The following is a 24,072-nucleotide window of genomic DNA, read 5'->3' as shown; positions in this document are numbered from 1 at the left end:
AAATATTAAAAGTGAATGTCAATATAATCAACAAATCCCGAACCATTTACCATATCCTGAAGTCTCCACGTTTTTCCGCCGTCTTGAGACATGAAAGTTTTAGTGCCTTTTCTTGTATATGGTTTTCCGTTGTTGTTTTCAGAAATACTTTGAGTAATTTCTCCGGTAAAATTCATGTGTTTATCAGAAACGACAGCCATAAAACCTTTAATATCAACATTATTTTTAGCGGATTTTATATTTCCGGACAGTGTATAATGGTCTCTTTCGCCGTCAACCTTTGTAAATTTTACAAATCCGGAGTATTGGGGTGAACTGTCATTCTGATAAGTAAATTGATGCGTTCCGTTAAAATCTTTAAAACGGTTTTCGTTGTTTTTAGCTTTGGTAATGTCGTTGATCTTTGTCCTTGCAGCGTTGATGGAATCAATGATTTTTGTGCTGTCTGTTTGTTTTTGAGTAGATTGTGTTTCTTTTTTAGAACACGAAATAAGTAAAGCTGATAAAGCAAGTACAGTTATTAGGTTTTTCATCAAAAAATAAATTAAAACTCAAATTTAAATAAAAAAAGAGCATTGTTGAAATGCTCTTCTGTATTATTTGGTTAATTCTTCGTAAACTTTCTTTTCCCAAGGTTTTATATCTGTAATTCCGTATCTTTCTTTCTTGGAAATTGCGATATTATCCAGTACATCTACAAAATTTTTATAATTTGCATCGTCTGTTGGTTTTATAATAATCGTAAAAATATCTTTTCTTGGAGCTTTATTATATGCTTCAGAAATAATTTTTGAAATTTTTATTCCGCCAAAATCTGTCTCTTTTAGATTGTTTTTATTCAAACTCTGTGCATCATTTTGATGATAAAAAACTCTGTCGTTTTTTCCTAAAATGAAAGTCACCTGATTTCTTAAATCAATTACATTCTCTTTTATTCTTCGTTCAGGATCTTTTGCAGGTAATCCCAAATCCATCACGTTCGGTTTGGTAAAATTGGTGGTAAACATAAAAAATGTGATTAATAAAAACCCTAAATCTACCATTGGAGTCATATCTACACGAATTGGTTTTTTTCTTTGTTTGCTTCCTCCTTGTTTTTCTTCTGCCATTACTTCAGCCATAACTTTATATTTTTAATGTTAAAAATTCTTGATTTAAAATGTTGAATCAATATTGATATGTCGAAATTAATACAAAGTTTGCGCCGATAGATAAAGATTTTTATTGGCTTTACTTGTTTTTATAAATTACAGTGTAGATGGTGTTATGGATTTATAAATTCATTGATTTTTATATGTTATTGTAATTCAATGAAAGTCCGTAATATAAAAAAAACTCATACTTCTCAGCATGAGTTTTAAATAATATTTAAGGTTTTTACTTATTTTTTTTGTAATAATTTACCCCACATTCAAGGAACTTTTTAAAATCCTCTTTTGGCATATACCCGGAAACCGGAGTGTTAATTACTTTTCCGTCCGGAGTTACCAATACATAATGAGGTTGTGAGTTATTATTAAAATTCACCTGTTGGAATAAACTCCATCTGTCACCGATAGTTTTTACTTTTTTCACCTGTCCGTCCCCTAAATCAATTTTAGTTTTTTGCTCTTCAGGTAGTTCTTCTTTATCATCAACATATAAAGATGAAAGAACAACATCATTTTGAAGAATTGGTAAAATATCCGGCTCACTCCAAACGAATTCTTCCATTTTTCTACAGTTTTCGCAACCGTAACCAGTGAAGTCAATTAAGATAGGTTTGTCTTCTTTTTTAGCTAATTCAATCGCTTTAAAGAAATCATGTTCTGGATGCATTCCCAAAATTCCGTCTTTCTCGTCATGGAAATAACTTACATTCAGAGGAGGTAAAATTCCGCTTAATAATTGCAGTTTCGGACGTTCAGAAGGAATTAGGCCCTGAACTAAATATATAACAAATCCGATTCCCAAAGCTCCTAAAATTTTTCTTGTCAACGAAATTTTAGGCTTTTTATCATCATGCGGGAATCTGATTAATCCAAATAAATATAATGCTAATCCAACTGCAATAATAATCCAGAAGGCGATGAAAAGTTCTCTTTTTAAGAAAAACGTTTTAGAAACTAGGTCTGCTTTTGATAAGAATTTTAATGCTAAAGCCAATTCCACAAAACCTAAAACAACTTTTACGGTATTCATCCAACCTCCAGATTTTGGGAGGCTTTGTAGTGCTTGTGGGAATAAGGCCAACAATCCAAAAATAATTGCCCAAGCCAATCCGAAACCTGCTAAAGCAAATGTCAATAACATCGGAACGTTTGCAGAACCAGTTACCGCACTTCCTAATAAACTTCCCAAAATAGGCCCTGTACAAGAGAAAGAAACGATTACCAACGTCAATGCCATAAAGAAAATCCCGATGATTCCACCTGCTTCTTCCGCTTTTGAAGATTTATTGGCAATCGAACTTGGTAACGTAATATCGTAATATCCGAAGAAACTTCCTGCGAAGAAAATGAATATGATAAAGAAGGCAATATTCAGCCAAACACTTGTAGAAATTTCGTTGAAGATATTTCCTGCAATTCCATCAATAATATGGAAAGGAATACTTAATAAAACAAAAATTAAGAAGATAAAAAATCCATAAATCAGGGCATCTCTTTTGCCTTTTGCTTTGTTTTTACTTCCTTTTGTAAAGAACGAAACGGTCAAAGGAATCATTGGGAAAACGCACGGTGTCAACAATGCAATCAATCCTCCGATAAAACCTAAAAATAAATAAGTCCAATAATTTTCGTCAACTTTTGTAGAGCCTGTCCCGCAATCTGTCAAAGGTTTTTTGAAATCAATTGATTCAATTTTTAAATTTTTGGGGTCAAGTTTTGAAGTTTCTGTTACAGCAGCTTCTCCTTTTGCAGGATTTTCTGCAACAGTCTCAACCGTTGTTTTTACAGAATCTTTTGCTGGTTCTGCAGTAATTTCCGCGACAACTTCTTCAGTTGCTCCTTTGGGTGTAACTTTTTGGTTAAACTCTAAGGTATTCGGAGCTAAACAAACTCTGTCATCACAAGTCTGGTATGTAATTTCAGCAATTACATCTCCTGGCTTTGTGTCATCCTTTAGCTTAAATTTTTGCTTGAAACCTGCCGAATTGGAGTAAAAAACAATCGTCCCTCCAAAAGCTTCGGAAAATTCTTCGTGCTTTTTACCCGTTTCGGTGAACTTCCCAATTAGCTCAATATTTTTTCCCGAAACTTTATATTCAGTCGGAATTCCTGTATCTTCCGGAATATCTTTAGAATAAATATGCCACCCTTTTTCCATGGTTGCATTCAATACAGCTTCGTATTGATTATTTCCTAATTCGTTAATTGTAAATTTAAATTTTACAGGATTTTTGATTTGTGCATTAATTCCTGACGCTAAAAACAGCAGAATTAATAAAAACCAGTTTCTAAATTTCATGTTACTTTTCATAAAAAATTTTGAGAATTTTATTTGTCTTCTCATCCCTCGCATTCCTTCTATCTTGTCTGAACGGGATAATCCCCAGTACGGAATCATTGCTGTCAGTCAGTATCCAAATTTTTTGCCTCGCTAAAATAGATAATTTTTTGTCCCTAAAAAACTTAGAAACTTTCTTTTTCCCTGAAAACCCCGACGGATAAAACTCATCGCTATCCTTTTGTCTCCTCAATCGCAATGGGAAATGGAGTTTCTCGGCATCAAAATTCCATTCAAAAGATTTATTGATTCCGTCAATGTCTTCAATAGTATCTTCGAGATTAATGGTGATTTGGTTTTCGGAAAAATCAAAATTTTCAATCAAAAGGATTTCTTCTTGCTTCCAAATTTCAGCTTGTGCCCTTTTGCTGATAATCAATTCATCCCGATAAATAATTAATTGAAAGTCTTTTGAAAAAAAAGAACTTCCGCTTTCAGCTTTAAAAATTTTTGGTATTTCCTCTTCTTGGTTAAAACCATACTTTTTTAAAATTTCAAACTTTACAAAGCCGCTTTCCAGGTTCAGCTGGTCTTTTGATAAGATTTTATGGTCTTTGTTAAATGTTGTTAGCCGATTTTCTATTTCCTGAATCTGTTTTTGAACAAAATCTTTGGTGTGATTGATATATAATGAGCTTTTTTTGAAATTTTCCAAAAAATGTTCGTTGGTTTCAAGAAGTTTCGGAATAATTTCGTTTCGGATTTTATTCCTTAAATAATCACTTTTTTTATTGGAAAGATCTTCGCGGTAGTCAATACTATTTTCTTTCGCAAAACTGTAAATCTCTTCTTTTGTAAAATGTAAAAGAGGTCGCAGAATATAATTGTCATTTGCCGGAATTCCACTCAAACCGTTGATTCCAGCAGCTTTGGAAAGGTTAATGATAAAGGTTTCCAGCTGATCATTTAAGTGATGTGCCGTCACCAAAAAATCCAGTTTTTCCTTTTCCTGAATTTTTTTTAAAAAATTATATCGCAATTTTCTCGCCCAAAGCTGAATAGAATTTTCAGGCTTATTATCTTTTTCCGAAACCTGATATACATGAAATTTAATATGATTTTTGTCACAAAAATCCTGCACTACTTTCTGATCAGATTCAGAATCTTCACCACGAAGTTTGTAATTAATATGAGCAACCTGAAATTTAATGCCCAAATCGTAGAACAGATGTGCTAAAACCATGGAATCTGCACCTCCGCTCACCGCCAAAAGATAGGTGTGATTTTCGGGTAGGTGAATAAGATTTTCTAATTGACTTCTAAAGCTTAATTTTTTCAACATATATGTTGAGAATTTCTTTTATGCAAAGATACTCCATAAAATTCAATTGAATTTTGCTACCTTTGGTCGTCTAAAAATGATTATTTATGAAAATTTTTAAAGTCTTAGCAGTTTCTGCAATGGTGTTGGGATTAACATCTTGTGTAAGCAAAAAGCAGTACGACGCTTTGAGTTCAAACTACAAGCAATGTATTGAAAACATTGGAGAGAGACAAAGAGAGATCCAAGATTTAAAATCTCAAAATTCTGCATTGTCAGGAGAGAATAATTTACTAAAAAGCCAACATGATGCTTTAAAATCATCTTTGGATGCTTGTTTATCAAATACAGGAAAAAGTTCTGCGAATATTGATAAATTGGTTGGGGAAATCAACGCATCAAACTCTTACATCAAACAATTGATTTCCAATAATGCTAAAAATGACAGCTTAAACTTAGCATTGTCAAACAAGCTTAAGAGATCTTTGGATAACGTAACGGATGATGATGTACAGGTGAAAGTTTTGAAAGGAGTTGTAATGATTTCACTTTCAGACAAAATGTTATATAAAGTAGGAGATTACAATGTATTGCCTGCTGCTCAGGAAGTACTTGGAAAAGTAGCAAAAGTTATCAACGATTATGATAAATATTCAGTGTTAATCGAAGGTAATACAGATAATTCGCCTTTAAGCTCCGCTAATTTGCCAAAAGACAACTGGGATCTTTCTGCTTTGAGAGGTACGGCGGTTGCTAAAGTTTTACAGACACAGTTTGGAGTTGATCCGGCTAGAATTACAGCTGGTGGACGTTCTGAATACAACCCGAAAGCGACAAACATGAGCGTTTCAGGAAGAGCTGAGAACAGAAGAACTGAGATTATTATTATGCCTAAACTTGATGAATTCATGAAATTGATGGATATTGCTCCTAAAAAATAATTTCATATCAAATAAAACATAACAAAAATCCCGAAGAAATTCGGGACTTTTGTTTTTTAATCAAATTAATTCTTCTTTTTTCAATAAGGAAATAATTTGTTGCAAAAATGAATTGGATATTCCGGTATTAGTTTTCTTTGAGGTTGAAATCGATGCGTCGGTCGGTTCCTTCGATTCCTGTTTAATAATTTGATTTTTCATTGCTTATTGTTTTTACCCTCTAGTGTTTAATTCCCTGTTGCAAATGTATTCGCTTTTCGAAAACAAAACCACCGTATTTTTACGGTATTTTATATGGGCTTTTCCCTGGGTTTGATTATATTTAAGTAAATTTGAATGACAAAAAATTGTAAAATGAGCTTTTTTGAAGAAAAGAATCCTGAAATGGACAGGTATTTAGAAAATCATGCTTCCTCGGAGCCGGAAATTCTGAAAAAATTAAGAAGGGAAACTTATCAGAAGACAACACAGCCCCACATGATTTCAGGGTATCAGCAAGGGAGATTATTAACGATGATTTCTCAGATGATTCAACCTAAAAATATTTTGGAAATCGGAACTTTTACAGGATATGCAACACTTTGTCTTACAGCAGGCTTGGTAAAGGATGGAAAAATCACAACACTGGATGTGAACGAAGACTTAGCCTATTTACCGAGAAAATATTTTGCTGAAAGTGAATATTCAACCCAAATTGATTTTAAGCTTCAGGATGCAAAAGAGTTTTTAAGAGAAACCGATGAAATTTTTGATTTGGTTTTTATTGATGCCGATAAGGAAAACTATGTAGAATACTTTAAGCTCATCAAGCCAAGAACAAAATCAGGTTCGGTAGTAATGTTTGATAATGTTCTTTGGTATGGTAAAGTTTTGGAAGAAAATTCTAAACAAAAATCTACACAAGTAATCAAGGAACTGAACGATTTGATCGCAAAAGATGATGACTTTGAAAATCTTATTCTACCTTTGCGGGACGGAGTAAATTTTCTGAGAAGAAAGTAATTAAAAGATTAAAGAATTGGGAAATTAAAAAAAATAATTTCTCAAATTCTTAATTTCTAAATTAATAACATGAATAAAGGAATTTGTATTGTTACGGTAGCGCCTGTTCGTGCCGAAAATTCTGACAAAGCAGAAATTGTTACAGAAATATTGTTTGGGGAAAGCGCAGATATTTTGGAGGTCGATAAAAACTGGACTAAAATAAAAATGCACTACGACGGGTATGAAGGCTGGATGGACACAAAACAGTTGAAATCTGTAACAGAAGAAGAGCTGGCAAAACGGAAAGTTACAATCGTCACGGAAGATTTTTCTTCTGTGTTGACAAATGATGGTAAAACCTTACTTTCTATCGGTTCAGAAGTGGAGTTTCCGGCTGTGGCGTCTAGGAGAAGTCATGATTTGAGGGAAAGTATAGCTTTAACGGCCAGAGAATTCCTGAATGTTCCTTATTTATGGGGGGGGAAGAGCTTTTTTGCAGTTGACTGTTCGGGCTTTACACAATTGGTTTATAAAGTTCATGATATAAAATTACCAAGGGATACTTATCAGCAGGCAGAAGTAGGTGAGCCTTTAACATTTGTGGAAGAAAGCCGGCTTGGTGATTTAGCTTTTTTTGAAAATCCTGAAGGAAAAATTATTCACGTCGGAATCATGCTTGAAAATCAAAAAATTATTCATGCTTCCGGAAAAGTAAGAATTGATACACTTGATTCTACGGGGATTTTTAACAAAGAATTAAATAAGCACACTCATAAATTAAGAGTGATAAAGAGTATTATTTAAATTAATTAGGACAGTTTGAAATTTCTTTACAATATATTCGTCAGCCTTTTCATTTTCGGGATGAAAGTTTTTTCGTTATTCGATGATAAAACTAAAAAAGGCGTTGAAGGGAGGAAGCAGTCTTTAGATTTGGTAAAAGCAAAATTTTCAAAGTTTGATAAAGTAATCTGGATGCACGCTGCAAGTTTAGGCGAATACGAGCAGGGTTTACCTGTTTTAGAACATTTAAAAAAATCATTTCCTGCCCATAAAATTTTAGTGACATTTTTCTCTCCTTCAGGGTATGAAAATGTTATTAAAAGGAAGAATATCGCTGATGTAATATGCTATCTGCCTTTTGATAAAAATAAAAATGTAAAAGAATTTATATCTCAGTTTTCTTCCGAACTATTTTTTACGGTGAAGTATGATTACTGGTACAATTTATTAGCTGAATTAAAGAAGCAGAATACTAAAACGTATGTTATTTCTGCGTTGTTTTATGAAAGGCAATTATTTTTTACTTCTTACGGCCGGTGGTTTGTGAAGCAGTTACAGGAAAATATTGACTGGTTTTTTCATCAGACCCAGTTTTCTTATGTTTTGGCTAAAAATATAGGGTTAACAAACTCTTCTGTGACCGGAGATACAAGATTTGACAGGGTAAAACAGCTTCGTGAAAGAGAAACTCATGTGAATTTTGTAGAAGATTTTATAGGTGGTGATAAAGTGGTTGTTTTCGGCAGTTCTTGGCAGACAGAGGAAAAAATTGCAGAAGAAATTTTTGAAAAAAGCCAGTTTACTAAACTTATTATTGCTCCTCATGACCTGAAAAGAGTGAATAATTTGAAAGTGGTTTTTCCTGAGGCTATCTTATATAGTGAAATCAGTCACTCTTTACTTGCTGACTGCAAGACAAAAGTTTTGATTATCGACAGTATAGGGCTGCTGTCAAAACTATATTCTTACGCCGATATTGCTGTCGTAGGCGGAGGGTTTCATGATGCGGGGCTTCATAATATTTTAGAGGCGGCAACTTTTGGTGTTCCTGTGATTTTTGGAAATAAATACAGGAAAAACCCTGAAGCAGATGAATTAGTTTCTGTAGAAGGCGGGAAATCTTTTGAAAATGAAAGTTTAGCAACGAGTTATATTCTTTTCCTTCTTGAAGATAATGAAATGCGTGAAGCGATGTCTGAAAATGCTGAAAAGTTTGTAGATGGCAAACCTGATTCTACTGCATTGATTCTAAAGAAAATTCTATCTTAAAAATCCTTGACTTTTAATGTCTTTGATGATTAAATCGATATTGTCAGGAATATTTTCACATTGTAGCCAATTGAAATCTAAACTGTTGTTGATGCAAAGCTTTTGGAGATAGTGATTGTTTTCTATTTTCTTTTGAAGTTCGCTTAAAAGCACATCAATTTCCATCCAGTAATCTTCATCCAGTTTTTTCGTTAAAGTTAATGCTTTGAAAACCTTGTTGATAAGATAAATGTAAAGTTTGTAAACATTGTCAAATCTTTGGGTGCGAAAATCTTCGTTGTAATCTAAAATCTTATTGATTAATAACAAATTTAAAGAAATATCACCGAATTTGTCAGTCGTGATTTTTACGTGCTCTGTTATTTCAGCGCTTATTTTTCGAATAATCCCTAAAAAATATTTTTGATTTCCGATATATTTGGAAGCCAAAAAAACTTTTTCGGTTATAATTTCTTCCATTTCTTCTCTCTTATCGTCTGTAGTTTCAGGATCAATGAGTTCAAAGTACAGTTTTTTGGATAAAAGCTTATCCTTTTTTAATAATCTGAAAATCAGTCGATCTTTTTCTATGGAAGAAAAATTGCTGAGAGCGGTTTTGAATTCTTTTGAATACTCCATTAATTGAAAATTTTAGAATATTTTAAAAATCCGTTTATTGCCCAGTTTGTGGTATAATACAAAGATTTCAGCGTGGAAAATCCCATGAAATCTTTATAAACCAAGTATTGGTCTACGATAATATTTTTCTTTTTTCTGGAGACACTGTTTTCGCGCATTCTATATTTTGCAAGTGTTTTTTTTACAGGATGGCCTGCAGGGATTTCTTTAAGTAAATTAAGCCACATCACATGATCTTCACGTTTGCTTTTTATAGGGAAAAAAAATTTTCCGACTCTTCTGGTGTCATACATTGTAGAAACGGGTGCGAGCCTGCAGGTTTTTAGAAGATTTGAGAAAGTGACAATTTTATCTGCTAAAAAATCTTTGAGAACAGGCTGCATTGTATGCTCGTCACATCTTGAATAATTGCTGTAAACCAATTCGACATTATTTTCCTGCATATAACCCGTCATGGTTTCCAAATATTCAGGATACCAGAAATCATCAGAATCAAGGAACGCGATGTATCTTCCCTGAGCTCTCTCAAGGCTTTTATTTCGGGCATTTCCGGCCCCTCCGTTTTGCTCAAGAACTTCCAGTTTTATTCTCGGATCGTTATATTTTCGGATTATTTCTACGGTGTTATCCTTAGACAAATCATCTGTAATGAGCCATTCCCAGTTTTCACAGGTTTGATTCAAAACGGACTGTATCGTTTCTTCTATAAACTCAGCGGAGTTGTAGCAAGGCGTAATGATGGAAACAAGATCTTTCATTTGTGGTGTAAAATTATAAAAATTTCTTTTCATACAGATGCCATGATGCAATTCCGACTCCAATGACAACGAGCATACATACAAACCCCATAAAGTAAGGATTATAGTCGGCGAAAAGCCCTAATGTTGCAAATACTCTGATTATCGGAAAGTGGAAAATGTAAATTCCATAGGTAAAATCTCCATATTTTCCGAAATTGTTTAAAAATTTAAATGAATAAGCAATGTAAAGAACAATAATACTTATCATAATAGGTGAGAATAATTTAATTTTAAAAATTAAATCAATCCAAACCGTAATAAAAGCAATGATGAAGAGGACATTTTTATATTTGATGAACTTTTCGAAGTTAAAATAAATCAGCATTCCACCAATAAAATAACATAATGCCCCCGGAATTTGTCTGGAGATTTCTACTTTACCGATCATCTCAAAATAATTAAGATAGATAATAGAAAGGAAATAAAATATAATTAAACTGGTATTTCTGTATTTATTCTCTTTTCCAAAAAACAGGAAAAGAACAGGAACTAAAAAATAAAAACACATTTCAATTTTTAAAGTCCAAAGTGCTCCGTTTACCGCACCGTTGCCAAAAACTCCGGGAAGATTGGGAGCCATGAAGTTCATAAATGCAGAGTTCCAGAAAAAATATTTATATGTTTGAGGACTGCTGAAGTATTCTGCAAATGAAACCGTACTTACCAGAGACAATAATACAGTGCACAAAACCACAACCAGCCAGTAGCCGGGAAGAATCCTGTTAAGCCTTTTTTTTATATATTTTTTTAAAGTACTTGTCCTTTCATAGCTTCGGGCAATCAAAAAACCACTGACGATGAAAAAAGCAAAAACGGCAACTTCTACAGGACTGTGTTTTAAAACTTCAAGTGAGGGAGATGCGCTTAGGTAACCTAAATGGCCTACGAAAACGATAAAAGCTAGGAGAACACGGATGAAATCAAAATTATTTTTCGCAATGTCTTGCATTTGTATTTGTATATTTTTAGCAAAAATAGTTTTTTTTGCGGAAGTTTGTAGCAAGCCAACAATTAGTAACCCAGTTTTGTGGTGATCTCCTGGATTGAATTTTTTTTATCAAAGTATCACTTTTTTGAATATCTTTGAAAATGTAAATTGCAACAACATTTTTTATAAAAAACTATTAAATAAAATAAATTAATTATAATTTTAAGGCCTGAAAAATTTGATATGAAGAAATTAGCATTACTATTTGCAGGAATATCGTTATTAGCAATGAGCGGATGTAAAGACGATGATAACACTGAGCAGGTATTTCCATTGGTAGGAAAGTGGCAGCCAATAAAAGAAGTGAGAACGGTAGTCGAAACAGGAGAAGATCCTTATTCTGATACAATTGACTATACTGACTGTCAGAAATCTTCAAGATGGGATTTCTTCGAAGCAGGTAACGGGAAAAGAACTGACAGAGAAGAAGTAGGTTCTCTGGGGACCTGTACTGCTGTAGCTGATTACAACTTTACATATATCTACGACAGAGATACAAAAGCTATTCAGATAAAATATCAGGGAGTCGTAGAACCGGATAAAGGAAAAATAACACGTCTCGATGCTACAACGCTAAATCTTACTATCGAAGATACTTCAGACCCTACAGAATATAAATCTGTAACATATACATTCAACAGAATTCCGCAATAATAAGAAAAGAATTAAATGTAATAAATATAAAGGTCTCATCTTCGGATGAGATTTTTTGTTAAAAACCGGGTTGTATTTAATTTAAAATTAAAGTTACATTTCTTTTAAAATCATTAATTTTGTGAATCTTGATTTTAGATTAATTAAATCTAATATCTTGAATCTAACATCTAATATCTATAATAAAGTGTTTTACGATCATCAGCAGATAGAAAAAAAGTGGCAGAAATACTGGGAAGAAAAACAAACGTACAAAACTTCCAATAACACAGACAAACCGAAATTTTATGTTCTCGACATGTTTCCGTATCCATCAGGTGCAGGGCTTCACGTAGGCCATCCGCTGGGATATATTGCGTCAGATATTTATGCGAGATATAAAAGACATCAGGGTTTCAATGTTCTCCACCCGGTTGGTTATGATAGTTTTGGCCTTCCTGCTGAGCAATATGCAATTCAGACGGGGCAACATCCTGCGATCACTACTGAAAAAAATATCAACAGATATGAAGAGCAATTAAGAAAAATCGGTTTCTCTTTTGACTGGAGTAGGGAAGTAAGAACTTCTGATGCATCCTATTATAAATGGACACAATGGATTTTTATTGAATTGTTTCATTCTTGGTATAATAAAGATACTGATAAGGCAGAATCTATCTCAACCTTGATCAAATATTTTGAAGAAAAAGGAACAGAAGGTTTAAATGCCAATCAAAATGATGAATTAAATTTCACGGCAGAAGAATGGAAAGAAGCTTCTGATATTGATAAAGAAGATATTTTATTAAATTATCGTTTGGCTTACAGGGCGGAAACGACTGTAAACTGGTGTCCTGCTTTAGGAACAGTTTTAGCTAACGATGAGATAAAAGACGGAAAATCTGAAAGAGGAGGGTTCCCTGTTTTCCAAAAGAAAATGATGCAGTGGAGCATGAGAATTTCTGCATATTCGGAAAGATTATTACAAGGATTAAAAACTCTTGACTGGCCACAGCCTTTAAAAGATGCTCAGGAGTATTGGATTGGAAAATCTCAGGGAGCCCAGGTTAAATTTAATGTTGACGGGCATAATGAAACCGTTGAGGTGTTTACAACAAGACCAGATACTATTTTCGGTGCAACATTTATGGTATTGGCTCCGGAAAATCCTTTAGTGGAAATTATTACTACTCAAGAACAAAAAGCTGAGGTAGAAAATTATATTGAAGAAACTTCCAAAAAAACAGAAAGAGACAGAATGTCTGATGTGAAAAACGTTTCTGGAGCTTTCACGGGAAGTTATGCAATCAATCCGTTCAGCAATGAAAAAATGCCTGTCTATATTTCAGATTATGTATTGATGGGTTACGGGACGGGAGCTGTAATGGCTGTTCCGGCGCACGATGAGCGTGATCACAGATTTGCAAAGAAGTTTAATTTAGAAATTAAAAAAGTGGTGGAAACTGATGGAGATGTTCAGGAAACTTCTTTTGATTCTAAAACAAGTGTTTGTGTAAATTCGGATTTCTTAAATGGAATGAGCTATGACGAAGCGAAAGCTTTGGTAATTGCTGCCGTAGAAAAAAGAGGAATCGGGCACGGAACTACAAATTACAGACAGCGTGATGCGATTTTCTCAAGACAGCGTTATTGGGGTGAACCTGTTCCTATATATTATAAGGATGGAATGCCTTATACATTGCCAACCCCTGCTTTACCTTTGGAGCTTCCTGAAGTTGAAAAATATTTGCCAACAGAAGATGGAGACCCTCCTTTAGGGAACTCAAAAAACTTTGCTTGGGATGAAGCGAACCAGAAAGTAGTTGCCACATATTTAATTGATGATAAAACGGTATTCCCGTTAGAATTGTCTACAATGCCCGGTTGGGCAGGAAGCTCATGGTATTTCCTGAGATATATGGATCCAAATGATGATGAGGTTTTTGTTAAAAAAGAACTGGCAGATTACTGGGGACAAGTAGATTTATATATCGGAGGTAGTGAACACGCAACCGGCCACTTACTATATTCTCGTTTCTGGAATATGTTTTTAAAGGATAGAGCATATATTAATCATGATGAGCCTTTCCAAAAATTAATCAACCAGGGGATGATTCTGGGAATGAGTGCTTTTGTATATAGAATTGATGGTACTAATCAATATGTATCTAAAAATTTATCGAAAGAATATAAAACTCAACAAATCCACGTTGATGTATCTTTATTAAAAGGAACCTCTGATGAATTAGATACGGAAGCTTTCAAAGCTTGGAGACCAGATTATGCCAATGCAGAATTTATCTTGGAGGACGGAAAATACATCACGGGTCGTGAAGTTGAAAAAATGTCTAAATCAAAATACAATGTTGTAAATCCAGATGATATCTGTGAAGAATACGGAGCAGACGGATTAAGATTGTATGAAATGTTCTTAGGTCCATTGGAACAATCCAAGCCTTGGAATACGCAAGGATTAAGTGGAGTGTATGGTTTCCTGAAAAAATTCTGGAATCTATATTTCAACGGAGATATATTTGAAGTTTCTGAGGAAGAGCCTACGAAAGCAGAATATAAAATATTACATACATTAATAAAGAAGGTGGTTTTTGATATTGAAAACTTCTCTTTCAACACATCTGTGTCTTCATTTATGATTGCTGTAAATGAATTGCAAAAAATAAAATGCAACAAACGCAATATTTTAGAACCTCTTGCCGTTATCATCTCTCCATATGCACCCCACATCTGTGAAGAGCTTTGGAGTTTGCTGGGTCATGACACATCAATAGAATTTGAAAAGTTCCCTGTATTGAATGAAGATTACTTGGTAGAAGATGAAATTGAGTATCCGGTAAGTGTAAATGGAAAAATGAAGTTCAAAATTTCGTTTTCTGCCCAGCTTTCTGCAAAAGAGGTAGAAGATTTGGTGATTCAGGATTCAAAAATACAGCAGATTTTGGAAGGTAAAACACCGAAAAAAATCATCGTAGTGCATCACCGAATTGTGAATATAGTAATTTAAAAAAAAATTAACATTGGTAAATTAAAAAAAATGAGGGCTTAAATTTTTTAATTTTTTAACGTAAATGTTAAAATTGAGAAAAATATCTAATTTTTTTTAAAATAATTATAATATCGAAATCGTATTAAAATTTCTTTATCAAAAAAAAGTAAAATGTTTATTTAAGACTCTTGTATTTTAATTAATTTTGCCTTTAATTTACACATTGTAAAATTTTAAAACAATATAATTTAGTTAAATATGGAAATGAATGTTTCAAAAAATGATGAGCAAGTAGTTGCTAGAAAAGCAGGAGGTTTAAACCCGGCTGTTATTATTCCTATTTTATTCGTTATAGGAGTTTGTATTTATTTATTTGTTCTTGGTAATCCAGGAAACTTTAAAGACGCAGAAAAACTAGGGAGTGGTTCTGTTGCTTTCTCAAGTGTTGAAGGAAAAGACATTCACCCAGAATCGTTTTTAGGTATTATCTACAAAGGAGGGGTTATCGTACCTATTTTGATTACTTTCATGATTACTGTAATCGTTTTCTCTTTTGAAAGATATTTTGTACTAGGTAAAGCTGCTGGAAAAGGAAACTTAGACAACTTCGTGGTACAGGTAAGAAGCTTGTTGAACAACAACAAAATCGACGAAGCTTTAGAAGAGTGTGACAGACAACAAGGTTCTGTAGGTAACGTAGTTAAAGAAGGTCTTACTACTTACAAAGCTCTTTCTCATGATACTACTTTAAATAAAGAGCAAAAAATGGTAGCTCTAAACAAAGCTATCGAAGAGGCTACAACTCTTGAGATGCCAATGCTGGAAAAAAACATGATGATTCTTTCTACATTAGGTACTGTTGCAACATTGATCGCACTTTTAGGAACGGTAATCGGGATGATTAAAGCATTCTTCGCATTAGGTTCTGGAGGTGGTACTCCTGATGCTGCTGCACTTTCTACAGGTATCTCTGAAGCCTTGATTAACACGGCATTAGGTATCGGTACTTCAGCTATCGCTATCATCCTTTATAACTTCTTTACTTCTAAAATTGACGGATTAACTTATAAGATTGACGAGATCGCTATGAGTATCCAGCAGTCTTTCGCTGAATTCAACTAAGAATTAGCAAGGAATTTGCATTAAGTAAAAACGAAGTTTAATTAAAAATCATTAATAATAATGGCGAGAGTCAAACCTAAAAGACATGGAGTAGTTACGGATATGACGGCAATGTGTGACGTTGCGTTCCTACTACTTACGTTCTTTATCTTGACCACTCAGTTTAAAAAACCTGACGTGGAGCAGATCAAACCGCCATCTTCAATATCAGAGAAGTTACTTCCTGATGCAAGTTTGATGACTATCAACGCTACTCCGGACGGAAAATTCTATTTCCAGCCAGTAGAAAATGCATCTGAGAGATTACAGCTTTTGGACAATATGGGTAAAAAGTACGGTGTTACTTTTGACAATAACGAAAAAGCTGCATTCCAAAAAGTACAGGCAATTGGGGTTCCTATGAACCAGCTAAAAAGCTATCTTGATTTGTCAGATGAGGAACAAAAGAATTTTAAGAGTCCTACCGGGATTCCTATGGATAGTACAAATAAGCAGTTAGTTGACTGGGTAAAAGAAAGTTTAAGCATAAATCCTGATTACAAATTAGCAATCAAAGGAGATGTTACCACTGAATATCCAAAAGTTAAAAGCCTATTTGAGGGTTTAAGAGATATTGATTTTCTTAAATTTTGGTTGATTACATCACAAGAAGGTAAACCTAATGAATAATATCATTTAGAAATGGCAGAAGTACAAGTACAGGAAAAAGGCGGGAAAGGCGGGAAAGTCCGTTCCAAGAAGCAGAATACCCGCGTAGATATGACTCCGATGGTGGACTTAGGGTTTCTTTTGATTACCTTCTTTATGTTTACGACCACATTCTCTAAACCGAATGTAATGGATTTGGGTCTTCCGGCAAAACCGAAAGATGAAACAAAAAAACCACCTCCAACAGAGATTAAACTTTCGAACTCTATTTCTATATTATTAGGTAAAGACAATAAGATTTTCTGGCACCAACAAGATAATACATCTTTAACGGATCAAAATCTTAATGAAACTACTTTTGATAGAGAAGGAATTAGAAAAGTAATTGAGCAGGCAAAAGCAAATGCGGCTGATAAAACTAAATTTACTGTTATTATCAAACCGACTGACGATGCTGTATATAAAAACTTTGTAGATATTCTTGATGAAATGGCAATTACTAAGAGTGAGCAGTACGGTGTTACTGATTTGAAACCTTGGGAAAAAGCTATTTATGATAGAAAAGTTGGTAACTCGGGTGCGGCAGCTCCTGCTACAAAGTAATTTAACCATAAAATTGTAAATCTATGGCAGATGAAAATGTATACAATCAGAATCTTACTTTAGATGAGATTGTATTTGAAAATAGAAACAAGGAATATGGTGCATACGATTTAAGACATCAGTATCCAAGATTATTGACAAAATCTTTTATCGTTGGAACAGCATTATTCCTAGTTGCGGCTTTATCTCCTTTTATTTATCTTACTATTAAGAGACTTACAGAACCACCTAAACAAGAAGTGAAGGCAGATCTGGTTGAGATTCTTCAGGAAGATAAAATTATTGAGCAGCCAAAAGAAGAAGAACCACCTCCTCCACCACCACCACCAAAAGAGGAGGAAAAAATTGAAATAATCCAAAACGTGGTTCCGGAGCCTGTAAAAGCTCCAAAAATTGAGACACCACCTCCGCCAATTTCTAAACAATTAGAAACTACAACTGGTTTGGTAGCTCAGGAAGGTGTAAAAGCCCCGGCTTATACTCCACCACCTCCACCGCCATCTACAGGTACTAAAACTTCAACAGCTGAAGTTAAACCTCAGGTGAGTGATACTCAGGTTTATACCGAGGTGGAGCAAACTGCAGAATTCCCTGGAGGGATCAATGCTTTTAGAAATAAAGTTTCTAGTAACTTTGACGGTTCTGCAATGAATGGAGATGAAGGTACGGTAAAAGCTGAAATCACTTTTGTAGTAGAAAGAGACGGAAGTATCACCGATGTAAAAGCTACAGGTTCTAGCTCTGACTTCAACGCTGAAGCTATCAGAACTATTAAGTCTATTAAAAATAAATGGACTCCGGCTAAGATTAATGGCCAATCTGTACGTTATAGATTCAGATTACCTTTGACTATGAATTTTGAAGGATAATTTATCTTTAAATAATGATTAAAAAAGAGAAGCATATGCTTCTCTTTTTATTTTTTTTGGTATTTTTGTTATATGATGTTCAATTGGTTATCCCTTGTGACGGGATTATTCTATATCGTTTTGGGAATTGTAGTTATTATTTACAAATTCTTTTTTACAATTCTGGAACCTGCGGTTGCCTATGCATTAGGTGCATTGCTTATTCTTTATGGAGTTTTCAGAATCTATAGAGCTGTTTCAAAAATTAAAAATTCAGGAAATGAGAAATAGTATTAAGCTGATAATGCTATTTTTCCTTAGTATTATTGTTATTAATTGTAAGCAGGAAGATAAATCTCCTTCTTATCATAAAGGGGAACTTACCATTCTTACCGATGAATCTTTTAAGAGTGTAACAGAAGCGTTAGCAGAAGGTTATATGATTAATTATCCTGAAACAAAGATTAAAGTTGTTACTAAAAAGGAAGATTTGGGCTTTTTAGATCTTTTAAATGATAAAGCTAGGATTGCAGTAATGTCAAAAGAGCTTACTCCGAAAGAAGTAAAAGCTTATGAAGAACAGGTAGATCTAAAAATTTTACCTGCGAGATTTGCAGCTGATGCTGTAGTTTTTGTAGTTCCAAAAAACTCTCCAAAAAATTCTATTACTATAGATGAAATCAAGGACGGATTATTGTCAGAAAACAAAGAATTTATTTTTGATGGCACAAATTCAAGCAATTTAAATTTCGTTGCTCAAAAATTTGGAAAAGAACCCAAAGATTTGAAGTTCTCTGTAATTCCCGGAAGTAAAAATATTATTGAAGAGCTTGGAAAATATCCTGATAAGATTGGTGTTATAGGGCTTAATACATTTAGCAGGCCGTATGATAAGGAATCTGAAAAGTTAAGAGAAATGGTAAAAATATTACCGGTCGAAAGTAACGGTAAACTATTTAATTCCGATTCTGAAAATTTACGTAAAATGACTTACCCGTTTACCAGGGTTCTTTATTTTTTAACTAACGAGGGAAATTTTAACATAGCAAACGGATTTATAAGATATTCCTGCACTCAGCTAGGGCAAATGATTGTACAAAAAGAGGGGCTACAACCCTATAATCTATATAAAAGAGAAGTACAAATGCGTTAAAAAATATTAAATTAACTCTTTACCCCAAATAAATACACTATTTTGGTCTAAAAATTGTGTATTGTATAAACTCAATTTAGAAAAATATAAAATGAAAGATATAATGAATATGAATGTAAAAAAGATTGCTTTTGGAGCAGCTGTGGTATTTTTTGCCAATTTTGCCTCTGCGCAGACACTACAAGATGGTATTAACAGTATTGATAGTGATAAATTTGCTCAGGCAAAAACTAATTTTACTAACATGATTTCTACGGCACCTACAGCTGAAAATTATTTCTATTTAGGAAACACATTTTTAAGACAAGGGGAGCCGGATTTTGCAAAAGCCACAGAAAGCTTCAATAAAGGTCTTGCTGCAGATGCTAAAAGTAACCTTAATAAAATTGGTCTAGCTGCTGTAAAGCTAGGAAAAGGAGATAAATCAGCTATCGCTGAAATTCAGAAAGTAGTAACTGATTCTAAAGAAAAAGATGCTGAAGTACTTTTTAGAGCTGCTGAAGCCTTAACTTTATTTGAAAAAAATAACTCTCCTGATCTTGCAATTCAATACTTGAATAAAGCTATTGAAAGAGCTGCTAAGAAAGAAGTTCCTGCATATTATTATTATACTCTGGGTGATGCTTACAGATTAAAAAGAGTTCCTGGGGATGCAATGTCTGCTTATGACAAAGCTTTGCCTTTAGCTAAAAATAAAGCTTCTGTTTATACAAGAATCGGGACTTTGTGGATGGCTGCACAACAATGGCAACAAGCTAAAACAAGCATAGATAAAGCAATTGCTACAGACCCAACTTATGCTCCTGCATATAAGGCTTTAGCTGCTTACGATATTAAATATCAGCAAAATGCTAAGGCAACTGAAGATTTGATCAACTATACAAAATACGCTGATGAAGATCCATATACACAATTAGAAATTGCCAAACTTTATTTCACCAATGAAGATTATGCAAACTCTAAAACTGTGTTAGATAAAATCTTTGATAAAGTAGATGATCCTATTAAGTTTAAATTAAGAGCATACCAATTATATGCAGACGGAAAGTATGCTGAAGCTAAACAAAATATGGATACTTTTGTTTCCCAGGCAGATAAATCGAGAGTACAGCCTGCTGATCAAGGTTTGCAGGGACTTATTGTTGCTGGTATTGCAAAAACCGAAACAGATGCGGCTAAAAAATCTGCTTTGATGGCAGAATCTCAGCAAAAGATTGCAATTGCAAAAGCTGCAAAAGATGAAACAATGAAGTGGGATATGGAATTGGCAAATATTGCAGGAGGCGGTGGTGCTTCTCAATCTGCTGCTGATTCAGGACCTACAAATCCTACTATCGAAGCATTGAAAAAGCAAGTTGCAGCAAATGCTCAGGATTCTGATGCTTTATATAAATTGGCGACTGCCTATCAGGATGCTAAAAACTGGAATGGAGCAATTCTTACTTGGCAGAAAATGATAAATGTTCTTCCTGACTGGGCTCCGGCTTATTACAGTCAAGGATACGCTTATCAACAAGCTGCCAATAATGATGCTGCAAAAGTTGCTTATGAAAAATATATCAGCACTGTAAAACCCGAAGAAGTTGAAGCTAACAAACAAACGTTGGCATATGCTTATTTTGCGGTAGCTTTTTTATCTAAAGATTCTGACCTTGCGAAAGCTAAAGATTATGTAGCTAAATCTTTACAGTTAGATCCTACTTATCAGGATGCTGTAAAATTAAATGCAGAAATCAACAAATAATTTGAAACTTAAATTACAGATATAAAAACTTCCCATTCGTATGTTTGGGAAGTTTTTGTTTTAATGATTATATTTGGGAGTATGAAAACAGATATACTTGCTTTTGGAGCTCATCCTGATGATGTAGAGCTGGGATGTGGAGGTACAATCGCCAAATTGGTTTCCGAAGGAAAAACGTGCGTAATCATTGACCTTACAAAAGGTGAATTGGGAACAAGAGGTACAGACGAAACAAGAAAGGTTGAAGCCGGAAATGCTGCAAAAATTCTAGGCGTTTCTGCAAGAGAGAATCTTGGGATGAAAGATGGCTTTTTGGAAAATTCTGAAGAATATCAAATGAGAATTGTAAAAATGATTCGCAAATACAGGCCGGAAATCATCTTAGCTAATGCGATTGATGATAGACATCCAGATCATGCAAAAGGAGCGAAATTAGTATCGGATGCGTGCTTTTTGTCCGGATTGAGAAAAATAGAAACAGTTCTGGAGGGTGAAAATCAAGAGGTCTGGAGACCGAAACAGATTTTCAATTATATTCAATGGAAAGATATAAAGCCGGAATTTGTAATTGATATATCAAAACATCTTGATAGGAAGATCGAAGCTTGCATGGCTTTTAAAACTCAGTTTTATGACCCTGCTTCCAAAGAGCCAGAAACGCCTATTACTTCAAAAGACTTTTATGAGAGTCTGACCTATCGCGCCCAAGATCTAGGCAGGCTATCGGGAGTGACTTATGCTGAGGGATTTACGTCTGAGAAGTTAATTGCGATGAAAAATTTTGACGGAATTGTTTGGTAATTAAAAAATCTTTCCTATATTTGCACTCACAAAACGGTGATTGTAGCTCAGTTGGTTAGAGCGTCGGATTGTGGTTCCGAAGGTCGGGGGTTCGAGACCCCTCATTCACCCTAACAGACACACTTTTCTCTTGGAAAGTGTGTTTTTATTTATTCACTTTCAAAAATAAATTTCATCTGAATTTTCGTTAATTTTTAGATATAAAAAAAGCATCATTTTTCAGATGCTTGTGTTTTTAGATATTTTTTGGCTTAAACTTCGTCGTCAGAATCTATTGTGAAAGATTTGCTTTTAAAGTCTTTGTCATGTTTTTCTGATATTACATCCTCACCCTTCTCGTTAATGATGAAATCTGTGGATTCATTAAACATCTCCTGAAAACTTTTAAAATCTTCTTTGTAAAGATAAATTTTGTGCTTCTCGAATGTAGCCTCTCCATTCTCTCCGAAGTTTTTCTTGCTCTCGGTAATTGTAAGATAATAATCTCCTGCTTTCGTCTCGCGCACATCAAAGAAATAAGTTCTTCTCCCTGCTTTTAACACCTTCGTGAAAATTTCATTTTCATGGCGTTCCTTGTATTCACTCATTGTTAGATATTTTTTAATCTTGTTAAGAACAAATATAAAAGTTTTCTTTTAATCACAAAATTTTTTTTATGATTTATTTAACAATTGAGAACGAAACGGCTAAGCAGTTACGGAATTGGTAATTTCGTTTAGGTTGATAATTTTATCAGCCCTTTGAGCGCTAGACTCTCTGTGTGTGATGATTATGGACGTTGCGTTACGTATTTTTTTGTCTATATTTTCAAGAATATTCTGTTCAGTTTCAGTGTCTAAGGCAGACAGTGAATCATCAAAAATAATGATATTCGGGTCTTTAATTAGGGCTCTTGCGATACAAATTCTTTGTTTTTGACCCCCTGAAAGCATCACGCCACGTTCGCCTACTAGTGTTTTATACTGCTCTTTAAACTCTATGATGTTTTTATCGACGTCGGCAATTTTAGAATATTCAACCACTTTTTCATGGGAAGGATTGTCAATAGCGAAACCGATATTATTTTCGATTGAATCTGAGAACAGATAACTTTCCTGAGGGATATACCCGATAAAATTTCTGTAATTATCCAAATTATGATCCTTGAGATTTTTGCCATCTATTAAAATTTCACCTTCGGTTGGATCAATTAATCGACACAAAAGCAGTGCGATTGTAGATTTTCCGCTTCCGGTTTTACCCATAATGGCTAAAGATTCTCCGGCATTGATTTTAAAGCTTAAGTTTTCTAATGCTTTGATTCCTGTATTGGGATATACGTAAGAAACGTTTTTAAACTCAATATCACCTTGAATAGGGTAATTTTCAAAGTTTTTATTAATGATTGCAGACTTTTTGTCCATAAATTCATTAATTCTTTGCATAGACGCCTCAGCTCTCTGGTTTACTGAAGTTACCCAGCCTACCATTGAGAAAGGGAAAATCAATGTGTTGATATACATGAAAAAATCGGCAATTTTACCGATGCTCAATTCTCCGTCAATATATTTTTGGCCGCCTATTAAAATGATAGCAACATTCAGTAACCCAATTACAAATAAAATAATAGTAAAGAAATAGGCTTCTGTTTTAGCTAAATCTAAAGCTTTATCCTGGTAATCGGTAACCTTTATACTGTAATTTTTTTTGATATAATTTTCTCGTGCGAAAAATTTTACTACTCTGATTCCGGAGAAACTGTCTTGTACGAAAGTTGAAATGGCAGACTGGCTCTTCTGCATCACTTTCGATTTTTTATTGATAACAGAGCTTACCTTAAATATTAAATATGATAAAATAGGAAGAGGCAGCAAAGTCCAAAGTGTCATTGAGGCGTCCGTTTTTATCATATAAATACTTGTAATAATGACAAGTACAATTAAGTTTACAACATACATCACCCCAGGTCCCAAATACATCCTTACAGCAACAACATCTTCACTCAATCGGTTCATTAAATCTCCGATCGTTGTTTTTTTATAGTCAGTAAGTGATAGTTCCTGGTAGTGTCTGTAGATTTTATTTTTTAATTCGTACTCAATTCTTCTGGAAGCTACTATGATTGTCTGTCTCATCATAAAGGTGAAAAATCCTGTAAGTAATGAACACCCCACAATGATCCCGACATAGAAGAGCACCTGCTTATTAAATCCCAATTGACCGCCTTTTGTGAGCTCGTCAACAGATTTTCCTACAAACTGAACTTTATATGTATTAAAAAAATTGCTGGCAATGATGAATAGTAACCCCCAAAATAATAATATTTTGTGTTTCCAAAAATAAGGGTTTAAGGTTTTTAGCGCTTTCATAAAGTTTTACAAAATTACAAAAATACCATAAGACT

General features: G+C 33.9%; 23 protein-coding genes and 1 tRNA gene. 15 read left to right on the top strand and 9 right to left on the bottom strand.

Annotated features, from left to right (window positions below; genetic code table 11):
* Positions 1-5: 5 nt before the first annotated feature.
* The 4 genes from ACM39_RS15365 to tilS form a co-directional block, all read right to left on the bottom strand.
* On the bottom strand, positions 6-533 hold the full coding sequence (locus ACM39_RS15365; protein WP_048511920.1) for a hypothetical protein: 528 nt from the start codon (positions 531-533) through the stop codon (positions 6-8).
* A gap of 63 nt (positions 534-596) precedes the next feature.
* Positions 597-1,121: a biopolymer transporter ExbD gene (locus ACM39_RS15360; RefSeq protein ID WP_048511919.1), complete on the bottom strand. Its 525-nt coding sequence runs from the start codon at positions 1,119-1,121 to the stop codon at positions 597-599.
* Between the two features lie 256 nt (positions 1,122-1,377).
* Positions 1,378-3,450 (bottom strand): protein-disulfide reductase DsbD family protein, encoded by a 2,073-nt coding sequence (locus tag ACM39_RS15355; RefSeq protein WP_048511995.1) that lies wholly within the window; start codon positions 3,448-3,450, stop codon positions 1,378-1,380.
* 1 nt (position 3,451) lies between these two features.
* Positions 3,452-4,771, bottom strand: a complete 1,320-nt coding sequence (tilS, locus tag ACM39_RS15350) for a tRNA lysidine(34) synthetase TilS (protein WP_048511918.1) — start codon at positions 4,769-4,771, stop codon at positions 3,452-3,454.
* Positions 4,772-4,857: 86 nt separating this feature from the next.
* Here tilS and ACM39_RS15345 point away from each other — a divergent pair, with 86 nt between their 5' ends.
* The 4 genes from ACM39_RS15345 to ACM39_RS15330 all read left to right on the top strand — a co-directional run bounded on the left by ACM39_RS15345 (position 4,858) and on the right by ACM39_RS15330 (position 8,727).
* A complete protein-coding gene (locus ACM39_RS15345; RefSeq protein WP_048511917.1) occupies positions 4,858-5,691 on the top strand; it encodes an OmpA family protein in 834 nt (277 codons plus the stop codon).
* Between the two features lie 354 nt (positions 5,692-6,045).
* On the top strand, positions 6,046-6,693 hold the full coding sequence (locus ACM39_RS15340; RefSeq protein ID WP_048511916.1) for an O-methyltransferase: 648 nt from the start codon (positions 6,046-6,048) through the stop codon (positions 6,691-6,693).
* Positions 6,694-6,762: 69 nt separating this feature from the next.
* The gene (locus tag ACM39_RS15335; protein ID WP_048511915.1) at positions 6,763-7,479 is read left to right on the top strand and encodes a C40 family peptidase; all 717 of its coding nucleotides are present in this window, start codon (positions 6,763-6,765) and stop codon (positions 7,477-7,479) included.
* 15 nt (positions 7,480-7,494) lie between these two features.
* A complete protein-coding gene (locus tag ACM39_RS15330) occupies positions 7,495-8,727 on the top strand; it encodes a 3-deoxy-D-manno-octulosonic acid transferase (protein WP_048511914.1) in 1,233 nt (410 codons plus the stop codon).
* Here ACM39_RS15330 and ACM39_RS15325 read toward each other — a convergent pair.
* From ACM39_RS15325 to ACM39_RS15315, 3 genes are read right to left on the bottom strand one after another with little or no spacing between them, the layout of a single operon-like run.
* Positions 8,719-9,345, bottom strand: a complete 627-nt coding sequence (locus tag ACM39_RS15325) for a hypothetical protein (RefSeq protein ID WP_048511913.1) — start codon at positions 9,343-9,345, stop codon at positions 8,719-8,721. The genes ACM39_RS15330 and ACM39_RS15325 overlap by 9 nt on opposite strands.
* Positions 9,345-10,136: a glycosyltransferase family 2 protein gene (locus tag ACM39_RS15320; protein ID WP_410470253.1), complete on the bottom strand. Its 792-nt coding sequence runs from the start codon at positions 10,134-10,136 to the stop codon at positions 9,345-9,347. The genes ACM39_RS15325 and ACM39_RS15320 overlap by 1 nt, the downstream gene beginning before the upstream one ends.
* Positions 10,117-11,094 carry an acyltransferase family protein gene (locus ACM39_RS15315; RefSeq protein ID WP_048511912.1) on the bottom strand — a complete coding sequence of 326 codons (978 nt, stop codon included), beginning with the start codon at positions 11,092-11,094 and terminating at the stop codon, positions 10,117-10,119. The genes ACM39_RS15320 and ACM39_RS15315 overlap by 20 nt, the downstream gene beginning before the upstream one ends.
* 222 nt (positions 11,095-11,316) lie before the next feature.
* Here ACM39_RS15315 and ACM39_RS15310 point away from each other — a divergent pair, with 222 nt between their 5' ends.
* From ACM39_RS15310 to ACM39_RS15260, 11 genes are all read left to right on the top strand, one after another.
* Complete coding sequence (locus tag ACM39_RS15310; protein ID WP_048511911.1) at positions 11,317-11,787, top strand: lipocalin family protein; 471 nt, start codon at positions 11,317-11,319, stop codon at positions 11,785-11,787.
* A gap of 187 nt (positions 11,788-11,974) precedes the next feature.
* On the top strand, positions 11,975-14,788 hold the full coding sequence (gene leuS / locus ACM39_RS15305) for a leucine--tRNA ligase (RefSeq protein WP_048511993.1): 2,814 nt from the start codon (positions 11,975-11,977) through the stop codon (positions 14,786-14,788).
* Between the two features lie 240 nt (positions 14,789-15,028).
* Positions 15,029-15,892 carry a MotA/TolQ/ExbB proton channel family protein gene (locus tag ACM39_RS15300; RefSeq protein ID WP_048511910.1) on the top strand — a complete coding sequence of 288 codons (864 nt, stop codon included), beginning with the start codon at positions 15,029-15,031 and terminating at the stop codon, positions 15,890-15,892.
* 60 nt (positions 15,893-15,952) lie between these two features.
* Positions 15,953-16,561, top strand: coding sequence for an ExbD/TolR family protein (locus ACM39_RS15295; RefSeq protein WP_048511909.1), 609 nt, complete (start codon positions 15,953-15,955; stop codon positions 16,559-16,561).
* 12 nt (positions 16,562-16,573) lie between these two features.
* On the top strand, positions 16,574-17,143 hold the full coding sequence (locus ACM39_RS15290) for an ExbD/TolR family protein (protein ID WP_048511908.1): 570 nt from the start codon (positions 16,574-16,576) through the stop codon (positions 17,141-17,143).
* A 23-nt stretch (positions 17,144-17,166) separates the two neighbouring features.
* The gene (locus ACM39_RS15285) at positions 17,167-18,012 is read left to right on the top strand and encodes an energy transducer TonB (protein ID WP_048511907.1); all 846 of its coding nucleotides are present in this window, start codon (positions 17,167-17,169) and stop codon (positions 18,010-18,012) included.
* A gap of 72 nt (positions 18,013-18,084) precedes the next feature.
* Entirely contained in the window at positions 18,085-18,282 is a 198-nt protein-coding gene (locus tag ACM39_RS15280; protein ID WP_185097467.1) for a DUF308 domain-containing protein, read from the top strand.
* A complete protein-coding gene (locus ACM39_RS15275) occupies positions 18,272-19,144 on the top strand; it encodes a PstS family phosphate ABC transporter substrate-binding protein (protein WP_048511905.1) in 873 nt (290 codons plus the stop codon). Before ACM39_RS15280 ends, ACM39_RS15275 begins: the two co-directional genes overlap by 11 nt.
* Positions 19,145-19,235: 91 nt before the next feature.
* On the top strand, positions 19,236-20,888 hold the full coding sequence (locus ACM39_RS15270; protein WP_048511904.1) for a tetratricopeptide repeat protein: 1,653 nt from the start codon (positions 19,236-19,238) through the stop codon (positions 20,886-20,888).
* An 81-nt stretch (positions 20,889-20,969) separates the two neighbouring features.
* Positions 20,970-21,689, top strand: coding sequence for a bacillithiol biosynthesis deacetylase BshB1 (gene bshB1 / locus ACM39_RS15265; protein ID WP_048511903.1), 720 nt, complete (start codon positions 20,970-20,972; stop codon positions 21,687-21,689).
* Between the two features lie 35 nt (positions 21,690-21,724).
* Positions 21,725-21,800 (top strand) — tRNA-His (locus ACM39_RS15260).
* Positions 21,801-21,940: 140 nt separating this feature from the next.
* On the opposite strand, the gene ACM39_RS15255 is transcribed toward ACM39_RS15260, so the two are convergent.
* Together ACM39_RS15255 and ACM39_RS15250 are read right to left on the bottom strand one after the other, a co-directional pair.
* Positions 21,941-22,276 (bottom strand): DUF3276 family protein, encoded by a 336-nt coding sequence (locus ACM39_RS15255; protein ID WP_034701927.1) that lies wholly within the window; start codon positions 22,274-22,276, stop codon positions 21,941-21,943.
* A 99-nt stretch (positions 22,277-22,375) separates the two neighbouring features.
* Complete coding sequence (locus tag ACM39_RS15250) at positions 22,376-24,037, bottom strand: ABC transporter ATP-binding protein (RefSeq protein ID WP_048511902.1); 1,662 nt, start codon at positions 24,035-24,037, stop codon at positions 22,376-22,378.
* Positions 24,038-24,072: the final 35 nt, after the last annotated feature.

Origin of the sequence: Chryseobacterium sp. FH2 (assembly GCF_001045455.1) — a bacterium.
Classification (GTDB): domain Bacteria; phylum Bacteroidota; class Bacteroidia; order Flavobacteriales; family Weeksellaceae; genus Chryseobacterium.
This window is presented reverse-complemented; position numbering and strand designations above follow the sequence as displayed.